At 42.9% G+C, this 17,445-nt stretch carries 13 protein-coding genes; 9 read left to right on the forward strand and 4 right to left on the reverse strand.

Annotated elements, in window-relative coordinates; genetic code table 11:
* Positions 1 to 325: 325 nt before the first annotated feature.
* Positions 326 to 631 carry a cyclic-phosphate processing receiver domain-containing protein gene (locus tag AC0YN7_RS19385; RefSeq protein ID WP_475811677.1) on the reverse strand — a complete coding sequence of 102 codons (306 nt, stop codon included), beginning with the start codon at positions 629 to 631 and terminating at the stop codon, positions 326 to 328.
* Positions 632 to 1,236: 605 nt separating this feature from the next.
* On the opposite strand from AC0YN7_RS19385, the gene AC0YN7_RS19390 reads away from it, so the two are divergent.
* Complete coding sequence (locus AC0YN7_RS19390) at positions 1,237 to 4,908, forward strand: InlB B-repeat-containing protein (protein ID WP_475811678.1); 3,672 nt, start codon at positions 1,237 to 1,239, stop codon at positions 4,906 to 4,908.
* A 205-nt stretch (positions 4,909 to 5,113) separates the two neighbouring features.
* Here AC0YN7_RS19390 and AC0YN7_RS19395 read toward each other — a convergent pair whose 3' ends face one another.
* Together AC0YN7_RS19395 and AC0YN7_RS19400 are read right to left on the reverse strand one after the other, a co-directional pair.
* Positions 5,114 to 5,377, reverse strand: a complete 264-nt coding sequence (locus tag AC0YN7_RS19395) for a hypothetical protein (protein ID WP_475811679.1) — start codon at positions 5,375 to 5,377, stop codon at positions 5,114 to 5,116.
* An 86-nt stretch (positions 5,378 to 5,463) separates the two neighbouring features.
* Positions 5,464 to 6,339 (reverse strand): helix-turn-helix domain-containing protein, encoded by an 876-nt coding sequence (locus tag AC0YN7_RS19400; RefSeq protein WP_475811680.1) that lies wholly within the window; start codon positions 6,337 to 6,339, stop codon positions 5,464 to 5,466.
* Positions 6,340 to 6,654: 315 nt separating this feature from the next.
* On the opposite strand from AC0YN7_RS19400, the gene AC0YN7_RS19405 reads away from it, so the two are divergent.
* The 8 genes from AC0YN7_RS19405 to AC0YN7_RS19440 are packed head-to-tail and all read left to right on the forward strand — an operon-like array spanning position 6,655 to position 14,955.
* Complete coding sequence (locus tag AC0YN7_RS19405; protein ID WP_475811681.1) at positions 6,655 to 7,560, forward strand: aldo/keto reductase; 906 nt, start codon at positions 6,655 to 6,657, stop codon at positions 7,558 to 7,560.
* A 15-nt stretch (positions 7,561 to 7,575) separates the two neighbouring features.
* Positions 7,576 to 7,740, forward strand: a complete 165-nt coding sequence (locus AC0YN7_RS19410) for a hypothetical protein (protein WP_475811682.1) — start codon at positions 7,576 to 7,578, stop codon at positions 7,738 to 7,740.
* A complete protein-coding gene (locus tag AC0YN7_RS19415) occupies positions 7,716 to 10,148 on the forward strand; it encodes a right-handed parallel beta-helix repeat-containing protein (RefSeq protein ID WP_475811683.1) in 2,433 nt (810 codons plus the stop codon). Before AC0YN7_RS19410 ends, AC0YN7_RS19415 begins: the two co-directional genes overlap by 25 nt.
* The gene (locus tag AC0YN7_RS19420) at positions 10,145 to 10,276 is read left to right on the forward strand and encodes a hypothetical protein (RefSeq protein WP_475811684.1); all 132 of its coding nucleotides are present in this window, start codon (positions 10,145 to 10,147) and stop codon (positions 10,274 to 10,276) included. The genes AC0YN7_RS19415 and AC0YN7_RS19420 overlap by 4 nt, the downstream gene beginning before the upstream one ends.
* Before the next feature lie 15 nt (positions 10,277 to 10,291).
* Positions 10,292 to 11,437 (forward strand): glycoside hydrolase family 88 protein, encoded by a 1,146-nt coding sequence (locus AC0YN7_RS19425; RefSeq protein ID WP_475811685.1) that lies wholly within the window; start codon positions 10,292 to 10,294, stop codon positions 11,435 to 11,437.
* Positions 11,438 to 11,449: 12 nt separating this feature from the next.
* Complete coding sequence (locus tag AC0YN7_RS19430; protein WP_475811686.1) at positions 11,450 to 13,384, forward strand: DUF8034 domain-containing protein; 1,935 nt, start codon at positions 11,450 to 11,452, stop codon at positions 13,382 to 13,384.
* A 27-nt stretch (positions 13,385 to 13,411) separates the two neighbouring features.
* A complete protein-coding gene (locus AC0YN7_RS19435; protein WP_475811687.1) occupies positions 13,412 to 14,287 on the forward strand; it encodes an amidohydrolase family protein in 876 nt (291 codons plus the stop codon).
* Entirely contained in the window at positions 14,284 to 14,955 is a 672-nt protein-coding gene (locus tag AC0YN7_RS19440; protein WP_475811688.1) for a hypothetical protein, read from the forward strand. Before AC0YN7_RS19435 ends, AC0YN7_RS19440 begins: the two co-directional genes overlap by 4 nt.
* Before the next feature lie 65 nt (positions 14,956 to 15,020).
* Here the strand turns inward: AC0YN7_RS19440 and AC0YN7_RS19445 are convergent, their stop codons facing one another.
* Positions 15,021 to 17,399 (reverse strand): AraC family transcriptional regulator, encoded by a 2,379-nt coding sequence (locus tag AC0YN7_RS19445; RefSeq protein WP_475811689.1) that lies wholly within the window; start codon positions 17,397 to 17,399, stop codon positions 15,021 to 15,023.
* Positions 17,400 to 17,445 lie beyond the last annotated feature (46 nt).

The following is a 17,445-nucleotide window of genomic DNA, read 5'->3' on the forward strand; positions in this document are numbered from 1 at the left end:
TCCATGGTTCTTTGGATTACTTATCGCCAGTGCAATTCGAATTACAATACTATAAAGCACTAGTTTGATACCCTTAAGGAGTGTCTACTTTCTTGACAGAGGTCCATTTTCGAGCTTACAGTGCATTTGTTGGTTTGTTAGAAAGCTATAAGCTCGATTTTCGAGTTTACAGCTCAATATTCGCTAGGTAAAACACAAGAATGGGGTTTTTAAGCATGATTTTGGAGCTTATAGCTCATTATTTTGTATGTTTACGAGCTGTAAGCATGATTTTCGAGCGTAAAGGTATTTTTGTGGACAAATCTTCTTGTTGGTTGAGCAACGACTAGGCCAACGAAGTGGGACGGATAATGAGCAACACATGCTGGGGCTTATGTTTTCGGAGTAACCTTGCCATTCGTTTTCTTCCTACGGCATCTGCACTATGAATAATGATTGTATTTGCATATATGTTATTCGCAGACATATATTTAGCTACTTCGTATCCAGTTGGGTTCCCGCGGCCTAAGTTATAATCCAGCGAGAGTGTAGATAGCTTATTGTTTTTGATTAAGGCAATACACTCCTTGGCAGTCCTCACCAAGACAAATCCCGGAGGGCAAGGCCTTTTATCATCAAGGAAGACGTTCATGTGCGCAATACCTCCAGCCTGTCATTAAGTGGCCTTCCGATAAATGATTTTAATAAAATTGTCTTACCGTTTTCACTTATTAACTTATATATAGATATACAATTTGGGAGTGAAAATGCCACTTGAAGTGCCTAAGGCTCAATTGTTAAATTGAAATAGTAGAATAGACAAAAGAGAGGGTATCCCTTATTTTAATCAGGATCCCTCTAGCTGTTTGGAAGCCCTTCTCTTTTCTTTTGATCCGAGTAATATTAAATCCGCCAGTACCGCCTGTATTACGAGCCAATTGGTTTTTGTCCATTTGCTTCCGGTGGTGCTACTCTTGTAGACTATCACAAAAACCTCCTTCCTATGTCCTAGCATATATAGGGGAAAGTAAGCTTGTCACCGCTATTGTCTATGATCTGGAGCATTACCGATGAAACGTCTTTAAAAGAAAAACACAGAGCCGTGCTTCGAAAGATAACTTTTTTTGTATATTTTTGTAGAATTGCTCATTGAACAGCAGGTAAAATGGCGTTACTTATCGAAATATGCCTAAGCTAGTAGTATTTTGTTGGGAATTCTCCAGTAAGTACGATCTATTATAATTAGGGGGAAGTAGGATGGGTAAAAGATTAAAGACGTTAGTAGTATTTTCGGCCATCATGTTTTTGATTCTAGTATCAACTACAGTAAGTCATGCAATTGCGCCGGTGAGCCAAAATTTTGACAGCGTCGCAGTAGGAACATCCAGTGATGAAAATGGCGTATTAACTTTGGATGGTGTTGTATATTCTACGGATTCTGTGGACGATCAATTAAGTGTCGACTCATGGACAAATGGCAACACAATAGGCTCTGGCAATGTTCTCTTTACTAAATATATTGGGAATACAACTGGAACCTACTTTCAGTTTGAATCGGCAAATTTAGCCAATAATTTTAAAATTAGCTCTTTAGAGATGGAAGTCTATGATCATTCCAGTGGATTCTCTGAAATTTATGAAGTAACAGGCTATGATGATGGCAAGCTAGTTGCAACAGCTGAGGTTAACTTTGAATCGACGAAAGGAGTAACAACACCGTATGGATCTGGTAATTCGTTATTATCCTGGACAAGGCATAACAGTGCAGCAGGAAAGTATACTGGCGGAATATTGACCTTTACGGGTAGTGCTTGGAGCAATGTAGATCAAATCAGATTTACAGACGCTGATCCTGTAGAACATGAATACATATATGGTATTTTTGATAACATCGTTTTTGAAGCTCCTATTATCCCCAAATACACTTTAACCTACTCCGGCAATGGAAACTCAGGTGGAACTGCTCCAATAGACAACAGCAGCCCTTATATTGAAGGGACACAAGTCACCGTACTTGGCAATACGGGAAATTTAGTGAAGACGGGTCACACATTTGTTGGGTGGACCATCGCACCGAATGGAAGTGAAACCTATGCTCCGAATGCAACATTCAATATGGGAAAAACAAATACGACTCTCTACGCGATGTGGAAACCTATAAGCTACGCAGTAAATTTCGAAGAATACGGTGGCAGTGAAGTAACGAATGTGAATGCGGACTACAATACTGCGATTGCTGCACCACCCGAGCCAACGAAAGCCAATTACACCTTTGGTGGCTGGTACAAGGAATCAAGTCTAACGAATGCGTGGGACTTTGCATCAGATAAGATTCTGGATAATACGACATTACATGCAAAGTGGAACATTAATAACTATACGGTCAGCTTTGATGTAGATGGAGGCAGTATAGTAGCTTTACAAAAAATTGACCATGGGAGCAAGGCGGTAAAACCAGCAGACCCAACAAAGGAAGGATATTCCTTTGATAACTGGTACACGGATAACAGTTTTAATACACCGTATGATTTTGCAACAAACTCAATCATAGGCAGCACAACAATATATGCGAAGTGGAGACCTATAAGCTACGTAGTTAGTTTCGAAGTAGACGGAGGAAGTGTAGTAGCGAATGTGAATGCGGACTACAATACTACGATTGCAGCGCCACCCGAGCCAACGAAACCCAATTACACCTTTGGTGGCTGGTATAAGGAAATGGGATTATCCAACGAATGGGATTTTACAGCTAACAAGATACTTGATGATACGGTGCTATATGCAAAGTGGACACCAATTAACTATGAGGTCAGCTTTGAAGTAAATGGAGGCAGCGCAGTTGCGAATGTGAAGGCTGACTATAACACTGCAATCACTGCACCTACCGCACCAACGAAAGCGAATTATGTTTTTGGAGGCTGGTACAAGGAATCGAGCCTAACTAATGCATGGAGTTTTACCGTAGATAAGGTGTCTGGTAATATAACATTGTATGCGAAATGGACACCAGTAAGCTACGAAGTTAGTTTCGAAGAATACGGTGGCAGTGAAGTAGCGAATATGAACGCGGACTACAATACTGCGATTGCAGCGCCACTCAAGCCAACGAAAGCCAAATACACCTTTGGTGGCTGGTATAAGGAATCAGGTTTAACGAATGCGTGGGACTTTGCTGCAGATAAGGTTCTTGGTAATACCACACTACATGCGAAGTGGAACATTAATAACTATACGGTTAGCTTTGATGTAGATGGAGGCAGTATAGTAGCTTTACAAAAAATTGACCATGGGAGCAAGGCGGCAAAACCAGCAGATCCAACAAAGGAAGGATATACCTTTGAAAACTGGTATACGGATGATAGTTTTAATACAACGTATGATTTTGCAACAACTCCAATCACAGGCAGCACAACAATATATGCGAAGTGGAAACCTATAAGCTACGCAGTAAATTTCGAAGAAAACGGAGGCAGTGAAGTAGCGAATGTGAACGCGGACTACAATACTGTGATTGCTGTGCCACCCGCGCCAACGAAAGACAATTACACCTTTGGTGGCTGGTATAAGGAATCGAGTCTATCGAATGTATGGAACTTTGCTACAGACAAGGTTCTTGGCGATACGACATTACACGCTAAGTGGTCATTCATTAATTATATACCTTCTACACCTCCGACATCCGGAGTTGATATTATCATCAACGGTAAGGCAGAAAATGCGGGCACGGCAACGACAGCTAAAGTGAATGATCAACAGGTCACAACAGTTACGCTTGATCCTAAGAAGCTCGAAGATAGGCTTTCGGCTGCAGGTCAGAATGCGGTAATCACGATTCCAGTTCATTTGAAATCGGATGTTATTGTTGGGCAATTAAATGGTGAAATGATTAAGAACCTGGAGCAGAAGCAGGCAACCATCCAAATCAAAACCGAAAATGCGACCTATACAATTCCATCACAACAGATCGATATCAATGCCATATCGGAGCAACTAGGTAAGACAGTAGCACTCCAAGACATTACTATTCAAATTGAAATAGCAGCACCAACGGCGGACACAGTTAAGATTGTTGAGAACGCAGCTGCTAAAGGGGAATTCACCCTCGTTGCTCCACCTACTAACTTTACAGTGAGGGCAAAGTACGGAGATAAAACGATTGTTGTATCTAATTTCCATGCTTATGTGGAACGTACGATAGCTATTCCGGATAGTGTCACTCCTAACAAAATTACTACCGGTATTGTTGTTGATCCGGATGGAACTGTTCGCCATGTTCCGACGAAAATTGTGATCATCGATGGCAAGTATTTCGCTAAAGTGAACAGCTTGACGAACAGTACGTACGCCATTGTTTGGCACCCGGTTGTATTTAAGGATGCAGCTAAGCATTGGGCAAAGGATTCTATCAACGATATGGGATCACGTATGGTTATAAGTGGAGTTGGCAATGACATGTTTAATCCCGACCAGGATATTACGCGTGCGGAGTTTGCGGCGATTATTGTTCGGGGCTTGGGACTTAAACTGGAGAACGTCACGACGCTATTCACAGATGTGAATAATTCGGATTGGTATGGCAGCGCTATTCAAACCGCATACTCGTATGATCTGATTAACGGATTTGAAGACGGCACCTTCCGTCCAATGGATAAAATTACGAGGGAACAGGCGATGGCGATCATAGCGAAAGCTATGAAAATTACTGGTCTACAAGTGAAGCTATCAACCAAAGAAGTAGAAGAATTATTTAGTTCATTTGCTGATGCGAATAGCGCCTCTGAGTGGGCAAAGAATAGCATTGCCGATTGCCTACAAGCAGGAATCGTCTCCGGTAGAGATGATACGCAACTTGCTCCGAAATCATTCATTACAAGAGCAGAAGTTGCGACTATTATTCAAAGACTTCTAAAGAAGTCTGAATTGATTTAAGTCATATTAACACCTTCAATAGGGTTATCCTCTGAGCGATTGAATAGATGGCTAAGGGGATAACCTCTTTTTTATAAGTTGGGTAGCGAATGCGCTATCATCGATTCTAGCCCTAGTAAATGCCCTGGGTGTCAGCTACGCTGGTACTGGGCTTTATCACACAAAAAAAGAGGCCTCTCCGCCAACTCTTTTAACGGGAAGCCTCTTATTCAGTGGTTGATTCGTCATTTCTTCGCAGAAGGCTTTCCGATGCCGTCTGTCTTCGGCTGCTCTGGAGCTGCTCGTAGCGCTCGCGGATCTTCGGTATTGCCTCCTCGCGTGCCTTTTCGAGTCTCTCCTCTGCCAGACGATCGAGCTTCTCTTTCTGCTCCGGGCTGACCTTGTACACATTTGTCGTTATGACCTCGGTTGTTTCAAACTCCGTTATCGCTTTTTTCAGAGCCTTTTTCTCCTTGTCCAAGTTTGACACGATCCCCCTCCTCCCTCTAGTAATGACAAAGTATTTGAATACTGTGGAACGAGAAGCGGAATTATTTCTTCAAGGTTGTTTATCAATTAATCTTGAAGTTGTAGCTTTTTTCTATATTTCATGGGTGTCGTGCCTACAAGCTTTTTGAAAGCCTGGCAGAAATAAGGGAAATTATTCATCCCCACCTCAATGCTTATTTGCTCGATCCCTTTGTTGCTAGTTATTAAAAACACACAGGCTTGTCGGATTCGTCTAGCGAGAATATAATCCATCAACGTAGCGCCTGTTTCTTGTTTAAAGATACGGGATACATAAGATTTAGATATATGTAGAAGATCCGCTAACGTATCGAGTGAAATTTCTTCTGAATAATGTCCTTCAAGCCAATTCATGATTTTTTCAGAATAACGAAGTTGACGTTGCGGATTTAATCCATTTTCAATTGGATTTCCAAAACCTGTTACAAAGAGAAATTGAAAAAGCTGCAGCAGGAGCAAAGCGAAATTTTGCTGTTTGGCATCGAGCTGGTACTTAGAAAACCCAACATAATGATGCTGAAATAATTGGCTGATATAGCTATTGCTATCAGTTTGATAGAGTACTTGTTCCTCGAGTTCATTTTTCCACAAATACTGAAAATAAGCATTCAAGTGTGGGAATGAAGTGAAATAGGTTTCAAATATAGAGGGCTCAAAGGAGATGATTGTTCGTTCAAACGGGGCATCTGGATGAACTTCAACTTGAATGTGATGTAGTTGATAAGGCTGCAGGTAGAAGAAGGTGCCAGATTGAATGGCATATACTTTGCGATTTACAACAATCTGTCCGGTGCCTTGATGCACATATAAAAATTCCATACCCTGATGGCAATGGTAAAATCCATTGTAATTGTCAGTCGTTATCTTGCGATAGCTGAAGCGATAGGGAATTTCATGTAATTCTACATCTTCAAAGAATTTCATCGTGCGCATGCCTCCTGATGATCAGTTATCAGTTCAGAATAGTGTAACATGGCCTAATGAATCATGACAAGAAAACAACAATTCCATACAACACAGTATAACTTTGAAACCGATAGATTTCATATAATAGCAAGAGAGCCTTTGCATAACATGTGGGTTAGCAATGCTCATTTATAATGTTGGTCGTTTGAAATTTTAACAAATCTGGTTTGTGCAAAGTAACAACATTTCTGTTTCATAAAGCAAAACTAATAACAGGCTAAATGAAATACAATAATAGTGTCCGTTACTAGAGACAATGAGGATGTGAATGTAGTGGAATATACCACTTTTGGCAAAACGGGAATTCAGGTTTCGAAACTAGGTCTTGGGGGCGCTCCGCTTGGCGGGGATTATGGTCCGGTCACAGATGAGCAAGTAATCGAGGTGATCGATCGGGCCTTGGAACTCGGGATCAACTTTATTGATACAGCACCGTTATATGGAAAAGGAGAAAGCGAACGGCGAATTGGCAAGGCGCTGAAGGGTCAAAGGGAGAAAGTAGTCCTTGCGAGCAAAGCCGTTATGCGCGGTGTACCCTATACGTTTGATAATACGATTCGCTCTGTGGAGGACAGTCTTAAGCGCCTAGGTACCGATTATTTGGATCTCATTCAAATGCATGAACTTGTTGAGACGAACATGGAAATGGGAATGAACGAAACCATCCCTGCCTTTCTTAAATTGAAGGAGCAGGGAAAGGTTCGATCCATTGGAGTCAATGCCTTTAATCCAGCTCTGCTACTGCCCTTTATTCGGTCAGGACATATCGACTCGGTACAGACGTTCAGTCGTTATATGCTCATCGATTATTCTGCCATGGATGAGCTTCTGCCGACTGCAAGGGAACATGGCGTATCGGTCATTAACGGAAGCGTACTGGGTATGGGTCTTCTTGCAGAGGCTCCAGCGCCATTTATAAAGAAAGATTCGCTTCTAGTTAAAGAAGCAGAGCGTCGAATTAAGGAGTTAGCTTTCCTTCGGAAAACGGAACCCAAAGGATTGATTGAGCCTGCGATGCGGTTTAGCCTTTCTAGCCCAGACATTACGGTGACATTAACGGGAACGACTTCGTTACGCTCGCTCGCTCTTAATGCCAGCTATTGCGATGGTGTTGGCTTGCCTCAAGATGAACAGGATCGACTGCTCTCTTTATTTCCAGGTCAACCATTAACATGGTAGAGGGGATGTTGAAGAATGTCTAAGGTAGACGAAAGTGTTGAAGTGGATGCATCGAGTGCACAGTGGATTGATGAAACTTGGCATAAAATTGTAGGGAAAGTGGAACGAGTGAATGAATCAATCGGCTCTTGTTTTATGTATGGGGACACAAATGGATGGAAGGGTCGTGTATTAAAATGAAAGACGCAGGAACGACTTTTTACGTAGCTACAAATGGCAGCAATTCCAATAATGGAACAGCAGGCGCTGAGTTTTACGTATCACTAACTGGTAGCGCCGAGACTGGAGATGGAACGATCGACTTGCCATTTGCTACTTTGGAAGGCGCCCGTGAGGCTATCCGTGAGCTGAAATCGGAAGGACAATTGCCTACGGGAGGTGTGACCGTATATTTGCGCGCAGGGGTATATCCGCGGACCGATTCGTTTGAATTGAATGAACAGGACTCCGGAACGGATGAAGCACCAATCGTGTATCGAGCATATCCAGGCGAAGATGTATCGATCGTCGGCGGAGCAACGATGGATACAATTGATTTCAAACCTGTTACAGACGTGTCTGTGCGAGAGCGACTTTCAACATCAGTGGTCGATCAAGTCTATCAGTTTGATTTGCGTGCACAAGGATTTACTAATTTCGACCAAATCATTCAAAGCGGATTTGGGTTACCTACGGCTTCAGAGCCGCCGGAACTATTTTTCAATGAGGATGTATTAATGTTGGCGCGCTATCCAAACAAAGGCGAAGGAGATGGATTTCTTCGAATCGGGCAGATCGACGATCCAGGTGCAGATCCCCGGAATTCCGGCGACGAGTACAATGTTCGCCCTTTACCTCCGATTTATGATCACGGAGCCACCTTTCGATACCTTGATGATCGACCAAGTAAATGGGCGGATACCAGCGATATATGGATGTTTGGGTATTGGTACTGGGACTGGGCTGATGGAACGCTGCAAATTAAAGATATTAATGAAGTGACCAAACAAATAAGCACAACTAAGGCAAGCGTATATTCAGTGAGAACAAACCAGCGTTATTATTATTTTAATATTTTGGAGGAGCTTGACGCGCCGGGCGAATATTATCTGGATCGTAATAGCGGCATATTATACCTATATCCTCCGAGCGAGCTCGACGATAGTGAGATTGAAATTTCACTCCTAGGTGACCCTCTTATTTCCATGAACGAGGTTTCCCACACCACATTCCAAGGGATTAAATTTGGATTAACGCGTGGAACAGCGATCGAGATGAATGGTGGCTCGAACAATGTCATAACAGATTCTACATTCTTGAAAATCGGAGATAAGGCTGTAACTATCCTCAATGGTCATTATAATGGGGTAACTAACAGTGAAATTTCTGGAACCGGAAAAGGCGGGATCCTGTTAGACGGCGGTAATCGTGCAACGCTAACACCCGGTGAAAATTATGCGGTGAATAATACCTTCCATGATTTTAGTCGGATCCAACGGACATATACTCCAGCTGTGAACATTATGGGTGTGGGTAATCGCGTTGCTAATAATTTGATTTATAATGCACCGCACGAAGCTATTCAGTTTGTGGGTAACAACCATATTATTGAATATAACGAGATTTATAACGTCGTTAATGAGACAGGCGATGCGGGCGCCATATATGGTGGACGTGACTGGTCTGCACAGGGGACAATCATTCGATACAATTATATTCATGACATTGGCAATAAGGGTGGGACCGATCAGGTAGGCGTTTATCTGGATGATATGTTGAGTGGAATTACTATCTACGGCAATATTTTATCGAACGTTGACTACGGCATCATGGTTGGCGGGGGACGGAACAATATCGTAGAAAACAATGTGATATTGAACAACAGAGTTTCTATATCGCTTGATGAGCGTGGATTAGGGTGGGCAGCTTATCACTGCGCGGCAGGTGGATCTTTGCCAGTGAATTTGGCAGATGTACCTTATAAGGAGGAGCCATGGCTTACCTATTTCCCGAATTTAGAGGATATATTGACTGATTCTCCTTGTGAAGCTAAATATAATTCGGCACAAAAAAATGTGATCTACAAATCAGCTGGAATATCTATTGCTAGTAATGTATCTGCTTCAGGATTCTTTCAATACAATTGGAGGACTAGCGAAGATATCGGTTTTATTGATTCAGAAAACGGAAATTGGAATCTTCGCGAAGATGCGCCTGTATTCACCCAAATTCCTGGATTCGAAGCCATACCCTTTGACAGGATTGGACTGAACAAAGGAATACAGCATGACAACGTGCTTGCACAAGTGTCTCTGTATTCACCAATGAGCACTCTCAAAGTGGGCGATCGTACAACGTTGTGGGTAATGGGGAGTTCGGCGACCGGTCGATATATAGACCCTTACGGCAGTATGACATTAAGCATCGAACATCCTGATATTGCCGAAGTCGGACGAAATGGTGTCGTTCGTACGATAGCTCCAGGTGATACACAAATTACTGTGACTGCGTTGGTCGATGGTATTACGGTAAGTGATATGATACCACTTAAAGTGTATGAACCGAATCTCAATTTTACAGATGATCCATTGGGAAAGACATTACGGTGACATTAACGGGAACGACTTCGTTACGCTCGCTCGCTCTTAATGCCAGCTATTGCGATGGTGTTGGCTTGCCTCAAGATGAAAAGGATCGGCTGCTTTCTTTATTTCCAGGTCAGCCATTAACATGGTAGAGGGGATGTTGAAGAATGTCTAAGGTAGATGAAAATGTTGGAGCGGATGCATCGAGTACACAGTGGGTTGATGAAATTTGGCAAAAAATTATAGGGAAAGTGGAACGAATGAATGAATCAATCGGTTCTTGTTTTCCTTATATATCAGCTAATGGAAAATATAATAGAGAAGAAGCGGATTGGTGGACCAATGGGTTCTGGCCTGGTCTGATCTGGCTGGTTTATCGAGAGTCCAAGAATGAACAGCTCAAAGATACAGCTGCTCAAATAGAAGCGAAGATGGATACCGTGCTTACCGACTTTTACCTGCTTCATCATGACGTAGGGTTTATGTGGAGCTTATCTTCCGTGGCACAGTACAAGCTGCTTGGGTGCGAAAGCTCGAAGCGGCGGGCCATGACGGCAGCGAGTCATCTGGTGGGGCGCTACAATGCGAGAGGCCGGTTTATTCGTGCTTGGAACCAACCGGAGCGGGTTGGCTGGGCGATTATTGACTGCATGATGAATCTTCCGCTGCTTTATTGGGCAAGTCAGGAGTCAGGCGATCCTCGGTTTCGGCATGTGGCTGCCCTTCATGCGGATACGACTTTGCGTGAATTTCTTCGTCCGGATGGGTCGTCACACCATATTGTGTGCTTTGATCCGGAGACCGGAGAGAGGCAAGAAGCGCTGGGTGGGCAAGGCTACTCGCCGGACTCGGCATGGTCACGCGGAACCGCATGGGCGTTATATGGCATGGCGCTTAGCGCACGCTATACTGGAGAGGAAAGATATCTCGATGCAGCCAAACGTGCAGCACATTTTTTTCTCGCGAATGTTCCTGATGACGGTTTACCGCCTTGGGATTTCCGAGCTCCATGGGAAGAAGGAATGGCTATGGACTCCAGCGCTTCAGCCTGTGCAGCCAGCGGAATGCTGGAGTTGAGTTTGTTGGTGCCTAAGGGTGAATCAGAGTTATATCGCCGTGCAGCCGAGAAGCTGATTTTTAAATTAAATGATAAATATACGGCTTGGGATGATTCAAGCGAGGAAGCTATTCTAAGGATGGGGACGGCTAATAGGCCGAAGCAAACGTATGTTAACGTGCCGATTATCTATGGAGACTATTTCTTCGCTGAAGCGGTCTGCAAGCTGCGTGGCATACAGGATACATTTTGGTAGGAGGTAACATCAATGACACGAACAAGCAGACCCACCCTCACAACTGAGACCATCTATACGCGAGATTCATGGACAGCGCCAACTTGGGCGCTCAAGGAGCGGAAGTTAATCGATACACTGAACGAGGCAGCGGTTGAATATGTACGCCGCTATACGCGGGAGGATGGGACGATCGTTTGGCGAGACGATTGGCCGGGGATGGATGGGTCAGACGATCCGTATGAAGCATTTATGAATTTATCCCTGCTTTATGTACTCGGGGGCAATGAAGAAATTTTACGTCTATCTCGCCTCATGTTTGATTCCATTACCTGGCAATGGACGGAGTACGGTCAAATTCATAATGAATTCGACGCTTACTATGACTGGATGCATCATGGCGAAGGGTCATTATATTTCTATTTCCTTGGCTTGTCCGATCCACATCTGCTGAAGAATCGTCAGCGCGCTGTTAAGTTTGCTGAGCTTTATACGGGTAATAATCCCGAGGTGCCGAATTACGATGCGAAGCTTAAGTTGATGCGCTCGCCAATTACGGGCAGCAAAGGTCCAAGGTTTCAAATGACGGAAGAGGATTGGGTAACACATCGAGGTGTGTTGGATGATTATTTGGCACCGTTCGAGGATATTCCTGATGTTGACTTCTCTAGCGGCAAATGTAAGTGGTCAGACGATGCCATTTACGGAGAAATCATAAGTAGAATGAATGAACGGAAAGCTAAGGGAGATGTCCCACTGAATTTGAACGCAACCGGCTTGATCACTAATGCTTACATGTACACGGGAGATGAATCTTATCGGCAGTGGGTGTTGGATTATTTGACCGCTTGGGAAGAGCGTACACAGCGTAATGGAGGTTTGATTCCAGACAACGTCGGATTGAGCGATACGATTGGTGAGTACAACGATGGAAAATGGTGGGGGGGATACTATGGCTACCGTTGGCCGCATGGATTCATGTCTATCATTGAACCTCTAACCAATGCTGGCATGAACGCTGTGCTCCTGACCGGTGATCGGAGTAAGTTAGATTTGGCACGTTCGCAATTGGACCGTAATTGGGATCTAGGTAAAGAAATCAATGGGAAATGGCATGTTCCAAATAAGCATTTTGATTCCGGCTGGACGGACTACCGAATCCAAGTTCCAACTTACCCGATTTATTTATGGACGGTATCGATGGCTGAAGAAGACGCGGCACGTGTTGACCGGATTCCCTATGAAGATCATTTCCGATCTATTGATATACCTACTATTTCTGGAAGAAATGCGGTAACCCGCAAGGAAACAAAGCATTATATTGCAAATACAGTACCTTGGTACTTATATATGCGTGGGCAATTCCCTGATTATCCAGAGCGTATTTTGCAGCAAAATTTAGAGCTAATTTCCATCCAATTGGAGAAGCTTCGATCTCCTGAGGGGGATCCAAACAGCTGGGATTGGGATCATCCATATAGTATTCATCAGTGGCAGGAATATTCTCCTGTCTACTTCGAAGGATTATTGCAAATGATGTTAGGCGCTCCCATGCATATTTCCCACGGTGGCTTACAGCATGCTAGAGTGCGCTATTTCGATGCAGATCGGAAACGATGCGGTCTTCCAGAGGATGTAGGTGCTTTGGTTGAAATGCTTGGCGATGAGTTTGTTACTTTAACGCTTGTGAATCTATCTGCGTTCAGGGAACGCGAATTGATCATACAAGCTGGCAGCTTCGGTGAGCACCAGTTCACTTATATGGAAAGGTATAATCAAAGAGGCCAGAGAGTTGGCGAGGGAGAGCTCGATGGAAAATGGCTGCCAGTCACCCTTGCTCAAGGGGCGGGAATTCAACTAAAGCTGCATATGAAACGCTACGTGAATCAACCGACCTATGATACACCTTGGAGTATTGAAGTGGAAGGTGCGAAGGCGAAGATTATTCGAGGCCGTAAGCAAGTATAGGGAGTAATTATGAGGAGAATGCAATCTATGACTTCTAATGATCAATCATTTACTGGAGATGAAGTTTCCTATTTCGATAGCCATGTCCACTTTTGGAAGCTGGAGCGTGGCGATTATCATTGGCTTACGCCCAGTAATCCAGTTCTTTATCAAGATTATTTGCCTTCGGATCTGCTGGGTACTGCTGACACTGTACGTGGAATTATCGCCGTACAAGCGGCACCGACAGTAGCTGAGACGGAATTTCTGCTTGAGTTGGCAGGAAATGATGAAAGAATCCTAGGTGTCGTAGGGTGGTTGGATCCGTTCGCAGATTCATTCGCTGACGAATATAGACATTTCCGTAACAACCCGAAATTCGTTGGGATTAGGTTGGACCGCTCCGTCTTCGAGCAGTGCAAAGAAGAAGTGCCGCATCGTTTGATCGAGCATCTTCGTCTGTTAGAGAAGGATGGTTTTACAATCGACCTATTGATTGGATCGGAAAATATGCCAACCGTAATTAAATGCCTTAGGTGCTTACCTCACTTAAAGGCTGTTATTAACCATCTAGGTGGTCCACCTATCCGAGACGGTGAATTAGAGCCTTGGTCGGCATACATGGATGAGCTATCCGGTTTCCCTAATGTGTATTGCAAATGGTCAGGCATGATCACACCCGCAGGTGGTATGAATCTCAAACTTCTTGAACCCTATATTCGTCAGACTGCGGATCGATTTGGTCCCAAGCGTATTATGTTCGGGAGTGACTGGCCGGTAGCATTGATGGCTGGCACCTATAACGATGTTGTACAATTATTCGAGCGGCTGCTTCCTGAGAAGTGGAGCGACAAGGAGCGTGCGAGCGTACGTAATTACAATGCCAAGGCCTTTTATTTTGGTATTGGGGATAACGATGCATGATACAAAGACTCCTCTATTACTCTCAACTTCGCAAAGGGATGGAGAGAGAATTCCAGCAAATCGTCAAGGGGAATGCAAACACGCTGCTTAAAGAATGGACATTGTTAGGGCTATCGCATGTCTCCGTGTTCTCTTGTGAGCTATATGTTTGTGTGTATGTGGAAGTATTAGGTGCTTCGAGAATGCCAGCCTGGGATTGGCCGATGTCTTTCGAACGTTATTTAGAAAAATGGCCACTGGAACCTGATCAGGTTGGCGGCTCTAGAGGGGCGATATACAAGCTTGCGATCCCAATGATCGATGTTTTTCATGACGGGATGCCCAAAGACACCGATTCTTGGTGCAGAAGCGTTCCTATCACCGAGTGTTTAGGTTCAATTGCTAGATTGAAACCGGAAATGGCATCGAGCTATATCTATTATCATTATCAGAAGCAAGAAGAATTCCCGGACAGCTTTAATCAAACGTATGTGATCGGTTCTCTTGGCAGGTTCTTATTCTCCTATCATGAGTTACCTGCTCGGGTCAGCACAAGCAAACGTCAAGGCTTGCTGACAACAAGCAATTCTCCGAACAATTGGCATGAGGTGATGCTTCCTCATTTCGAGCCATGGGAAGACGTACCAGAGGGGCAGCGGCTGTGGCGTAATATGGATCGAATCATCTAATTTTTAGCCGTCGGGGTCTTCCGACGGCTGTTGCTATTTTTTAAGGCCAATGAAACCGTGATCGACTACGAAGTTTTCTGAATATCGCTTACTTTGGATTTAAGTCGATATTCTGTAGGTGTTGTTCCAAAACGCTTTTTAAACAAGGTGAAGAAATGTTTTTTGTTTTCCCAGCCAATTTTTTCGATAATCTCATCTACATTCAACGATGATTGTTTGAGCATTTCCGATGCTTTCACTAAACGGATTTCAGATATGTATTCGGAGATAGATCGAGAAGAATACTCACGGAACAGTTTACCTAAATAAGCAGAAGTTAATTTAAATTGATCAGCTACAATACTAGAGGATAAGGAATTGTCCATATAGTTCGTTTCAATGAATCGCATTGCGTTGGAAACGACAATGTCCGATTTTTCGTTTCGGTTTTGTTCAATTTTGCCTACAATCTCCCCTATTAGGGCAATGAACTCTGTATTAATTTGGTCGAACACTTCAAAGGATTTAAACTTGTCGTCAAAAGAAACGAAATCAAGTCCAAAGGAAACAGTTCCATTTTTCTCCATAAGGTTCACCGTATTAAAAATGCTTGAGGACAAATGAGATAACGTAAACATGATGATATTGTAACTGCAGTCTGTCAGTTCTTGAATCAGATTCCAATAGGCAGTTTTAGCCTCTTCTAATTTTGCTTTTTGAATACAGTCTAGGAAATGATGTACAGAGGCGGTATTGATATTGAAATCTGACCACTTCGTCTTATTCATAGATTGTTGTGTTAGAAGGCACGAATGTCCGTATTTAATACGATAATGAGAAAGATCCAGTGTTCTCTCATATAAGGCGCGAACGCTCATAATCGAGGCTACGGGCTCGCTAATAAAGGCTGAAACGCTTATGGCGCAGTATTTGGCATACACACTCTGAATCTCATGTACCAAGCTCTGCAAATGCTCCATATGAGTTATGGAATCTCGCTCGTCCTCGATATTTACCTCCATGTTTAATAAAGTAACAACATGATCACTTCCCGCATCAATGGATTCGCATTGGTAGGATGGATGCACGATTTCGTTTGCAATATTCAGAAGCGAGTATTTCAATAAGGATTGATCTTTAGAGCTGTAATTAGCATGAAAGGCTGCATAATGATCTATTTTGAACAGAATAAGGGCGATACTACTTTTTGGATCAAAGTGAACATTGTGCTGTTTAAAAAACGATTCATAGTCCACCTCTTTCATATTTTTACTCAAGAGGAGATCTTTCAAATAATTCTGTTTCAATGTGAAAAGATTTGTTTTTCGAAAATCTTCTAGAGAGGTCAGATGAAAATGGGTGCTTTGAATGGAATCCGTGATGTATTCGAATTCATTGTTATGCTCCTGTTTCGGTGTTTGGTTTTTATTTAGACGACCAATTGTCATTCTAAGATTTCGCACAGGGTTATAGAGGTTTTTCGAAAGTAAGAAGCCCGTAATGAGGCAGATAATGAGCATAGCTAAACCAATTGTTACTGTAATCGCTTTCACTTTGCTTACGGTTCCAGCAATATATTTGTAAGGAGTAATGTTAACCAGAATCCATGGCGAAGTTTCGTAAGAAATGTAGGTAATGATGGATGAAGTGCCTCTAAAGTCAGCTTTGAACACGCCTGATTTATTGGGTGAGCTTAATATCTGAGAAACCGAAGGTTCGTCCGACAAGCTGCTTAAGAACAAGTCTTTTTCTTGATCAGAATTCGCAATGACGTTCCCGTTATGATCCATGATTAAGATATTATTACCGTTTAAGGAATCAGAATCTTGATAGGAAGCCAGTGAATTGAAGATCCAATCCATTCGTACATTAACGACAAGCGCGTTTTTCAACTGTTTATCAGGAAAATATTCAGGCAGTATGTAAGAAAATACATTTTCGAGCTTCTGTGGATTTAAATCTGAAACTGGAATTTTTCTAGGGAAAGTTGTGTGTGACAGAATACTCTTCGGATCCTTAAACATTTGAACGAGTTCCGTATCGTAAAATTGGTCTTTCCGAATGACTGTATTCGGTCCAATGGCATAGTAGGTATTCGTTTTCCCGTTATATACGTAGGCGGAATAAATAAAAGGCGCACTTCCTAAAGCGATATCGATAGCTTTAATGCTGTTAAGCTCATCAACAACAGAAATATCTTCACTTAGCATTAATTTAGCTGTATTGGGGTTATTAAAAATGGCGGTTGTGTAGGTTCTCACAGAGTTATTAATTTGCAGCGCATTTTGATAAATCTGGTTCATTAATTTCTGATTCGACGAATTGATAAGCCCGATACTGTAGCTTGTAAAGTTGAAATGTAGAAACAAAATGAGTGCGAACATGATTAAAGTAAGCAAGAAAGTAATCTTAGTAAACATGCTATAGAAATAAAGCTGGCTAGTATGAAAAAACCTCTTTTTCATTAGACACTCCCTTCACGCAATAACCTGTTGAATAATAGTTATTATA

It is taken from the genome of Paenibacillus sp. J31R122, assembly GCF_056269185.1.

Excerpts from the sequence above, each read along its gene's own strand:
- AC0YN7_RS19425 (WP_475811685.1), top strand. The coding sequence starts at position 10,292 with ATGTCTAAGGTAGATGAAAATGTTGGAGCGGATGCATCGAGTACACAG.
- AC0YN7_RS19400 (WP_475811680.1), bottom strand. The coding sequence starts at position 6,339 with ATGAAATTCTTTGAAGATGTAGAATTACATGAAATTCCCTATCGCTTC.
- AC0YN7_RS19390 (WP_475811678.1), top strand. The coding sequence starts at position 1,237 with ATGGGTAAAAGATTAAAGACGTTAGTAGTATTTTCGGCCATCATGTTT.
- AC0YN7_RS19445 (WP_475811689.1), bottom strand. The coding sequence starts at position 17,399 with ATGAAAAAGAGGTTTTTTCATACTAGCCAGCTTTATTTCTATAGCATG.
- AC0YN7_RS19410 (WP_475811682.1), top strand. The coding sequence starts at position 7,576 with ATGTCTAAGGTAGACGAAAGTGTTGAAGTGGATGCATCGAGTGCACAG.
- AC0YN7_RS19440 (WP_475811688.1), top strand. The coding sequence starts at position 14,284 with ATGATACAAAGACTCCTCTATTACTCTCAACTTCGCAAAGGGATGGAG.
- AC0YN7_RS19415 (WP_475811683.1), top strand. The coding sequence starts at position 7,716 with ATGGAAGGGTCGTGTATTAAAATGAAAGACGCAGGAACGACTTTTTAC.
- AC0YN7_RS19385 (WP_475811677.1), bottom strand. The coding sequence starts at position 631 with ATGAACGTCTTCCTTGATGATAAAAGGCCTTGCCCTCCGGGATTTGTC.
- AC0YN7_RS19435 (WP_475811687.1), top strand. The coding sequence starts at position 13,412 with ATGACTTCTAATGATCAATCATTTACTGGAGATGAAGTTTCCTATTTC.
- AC0YN7_RS19430 (WP_475811686.1), top strand. The coding sequence starts at position 11,450 with ATGACACGAACAAGCAGACCCACCCTCACAACTGAGACCATCTATACG.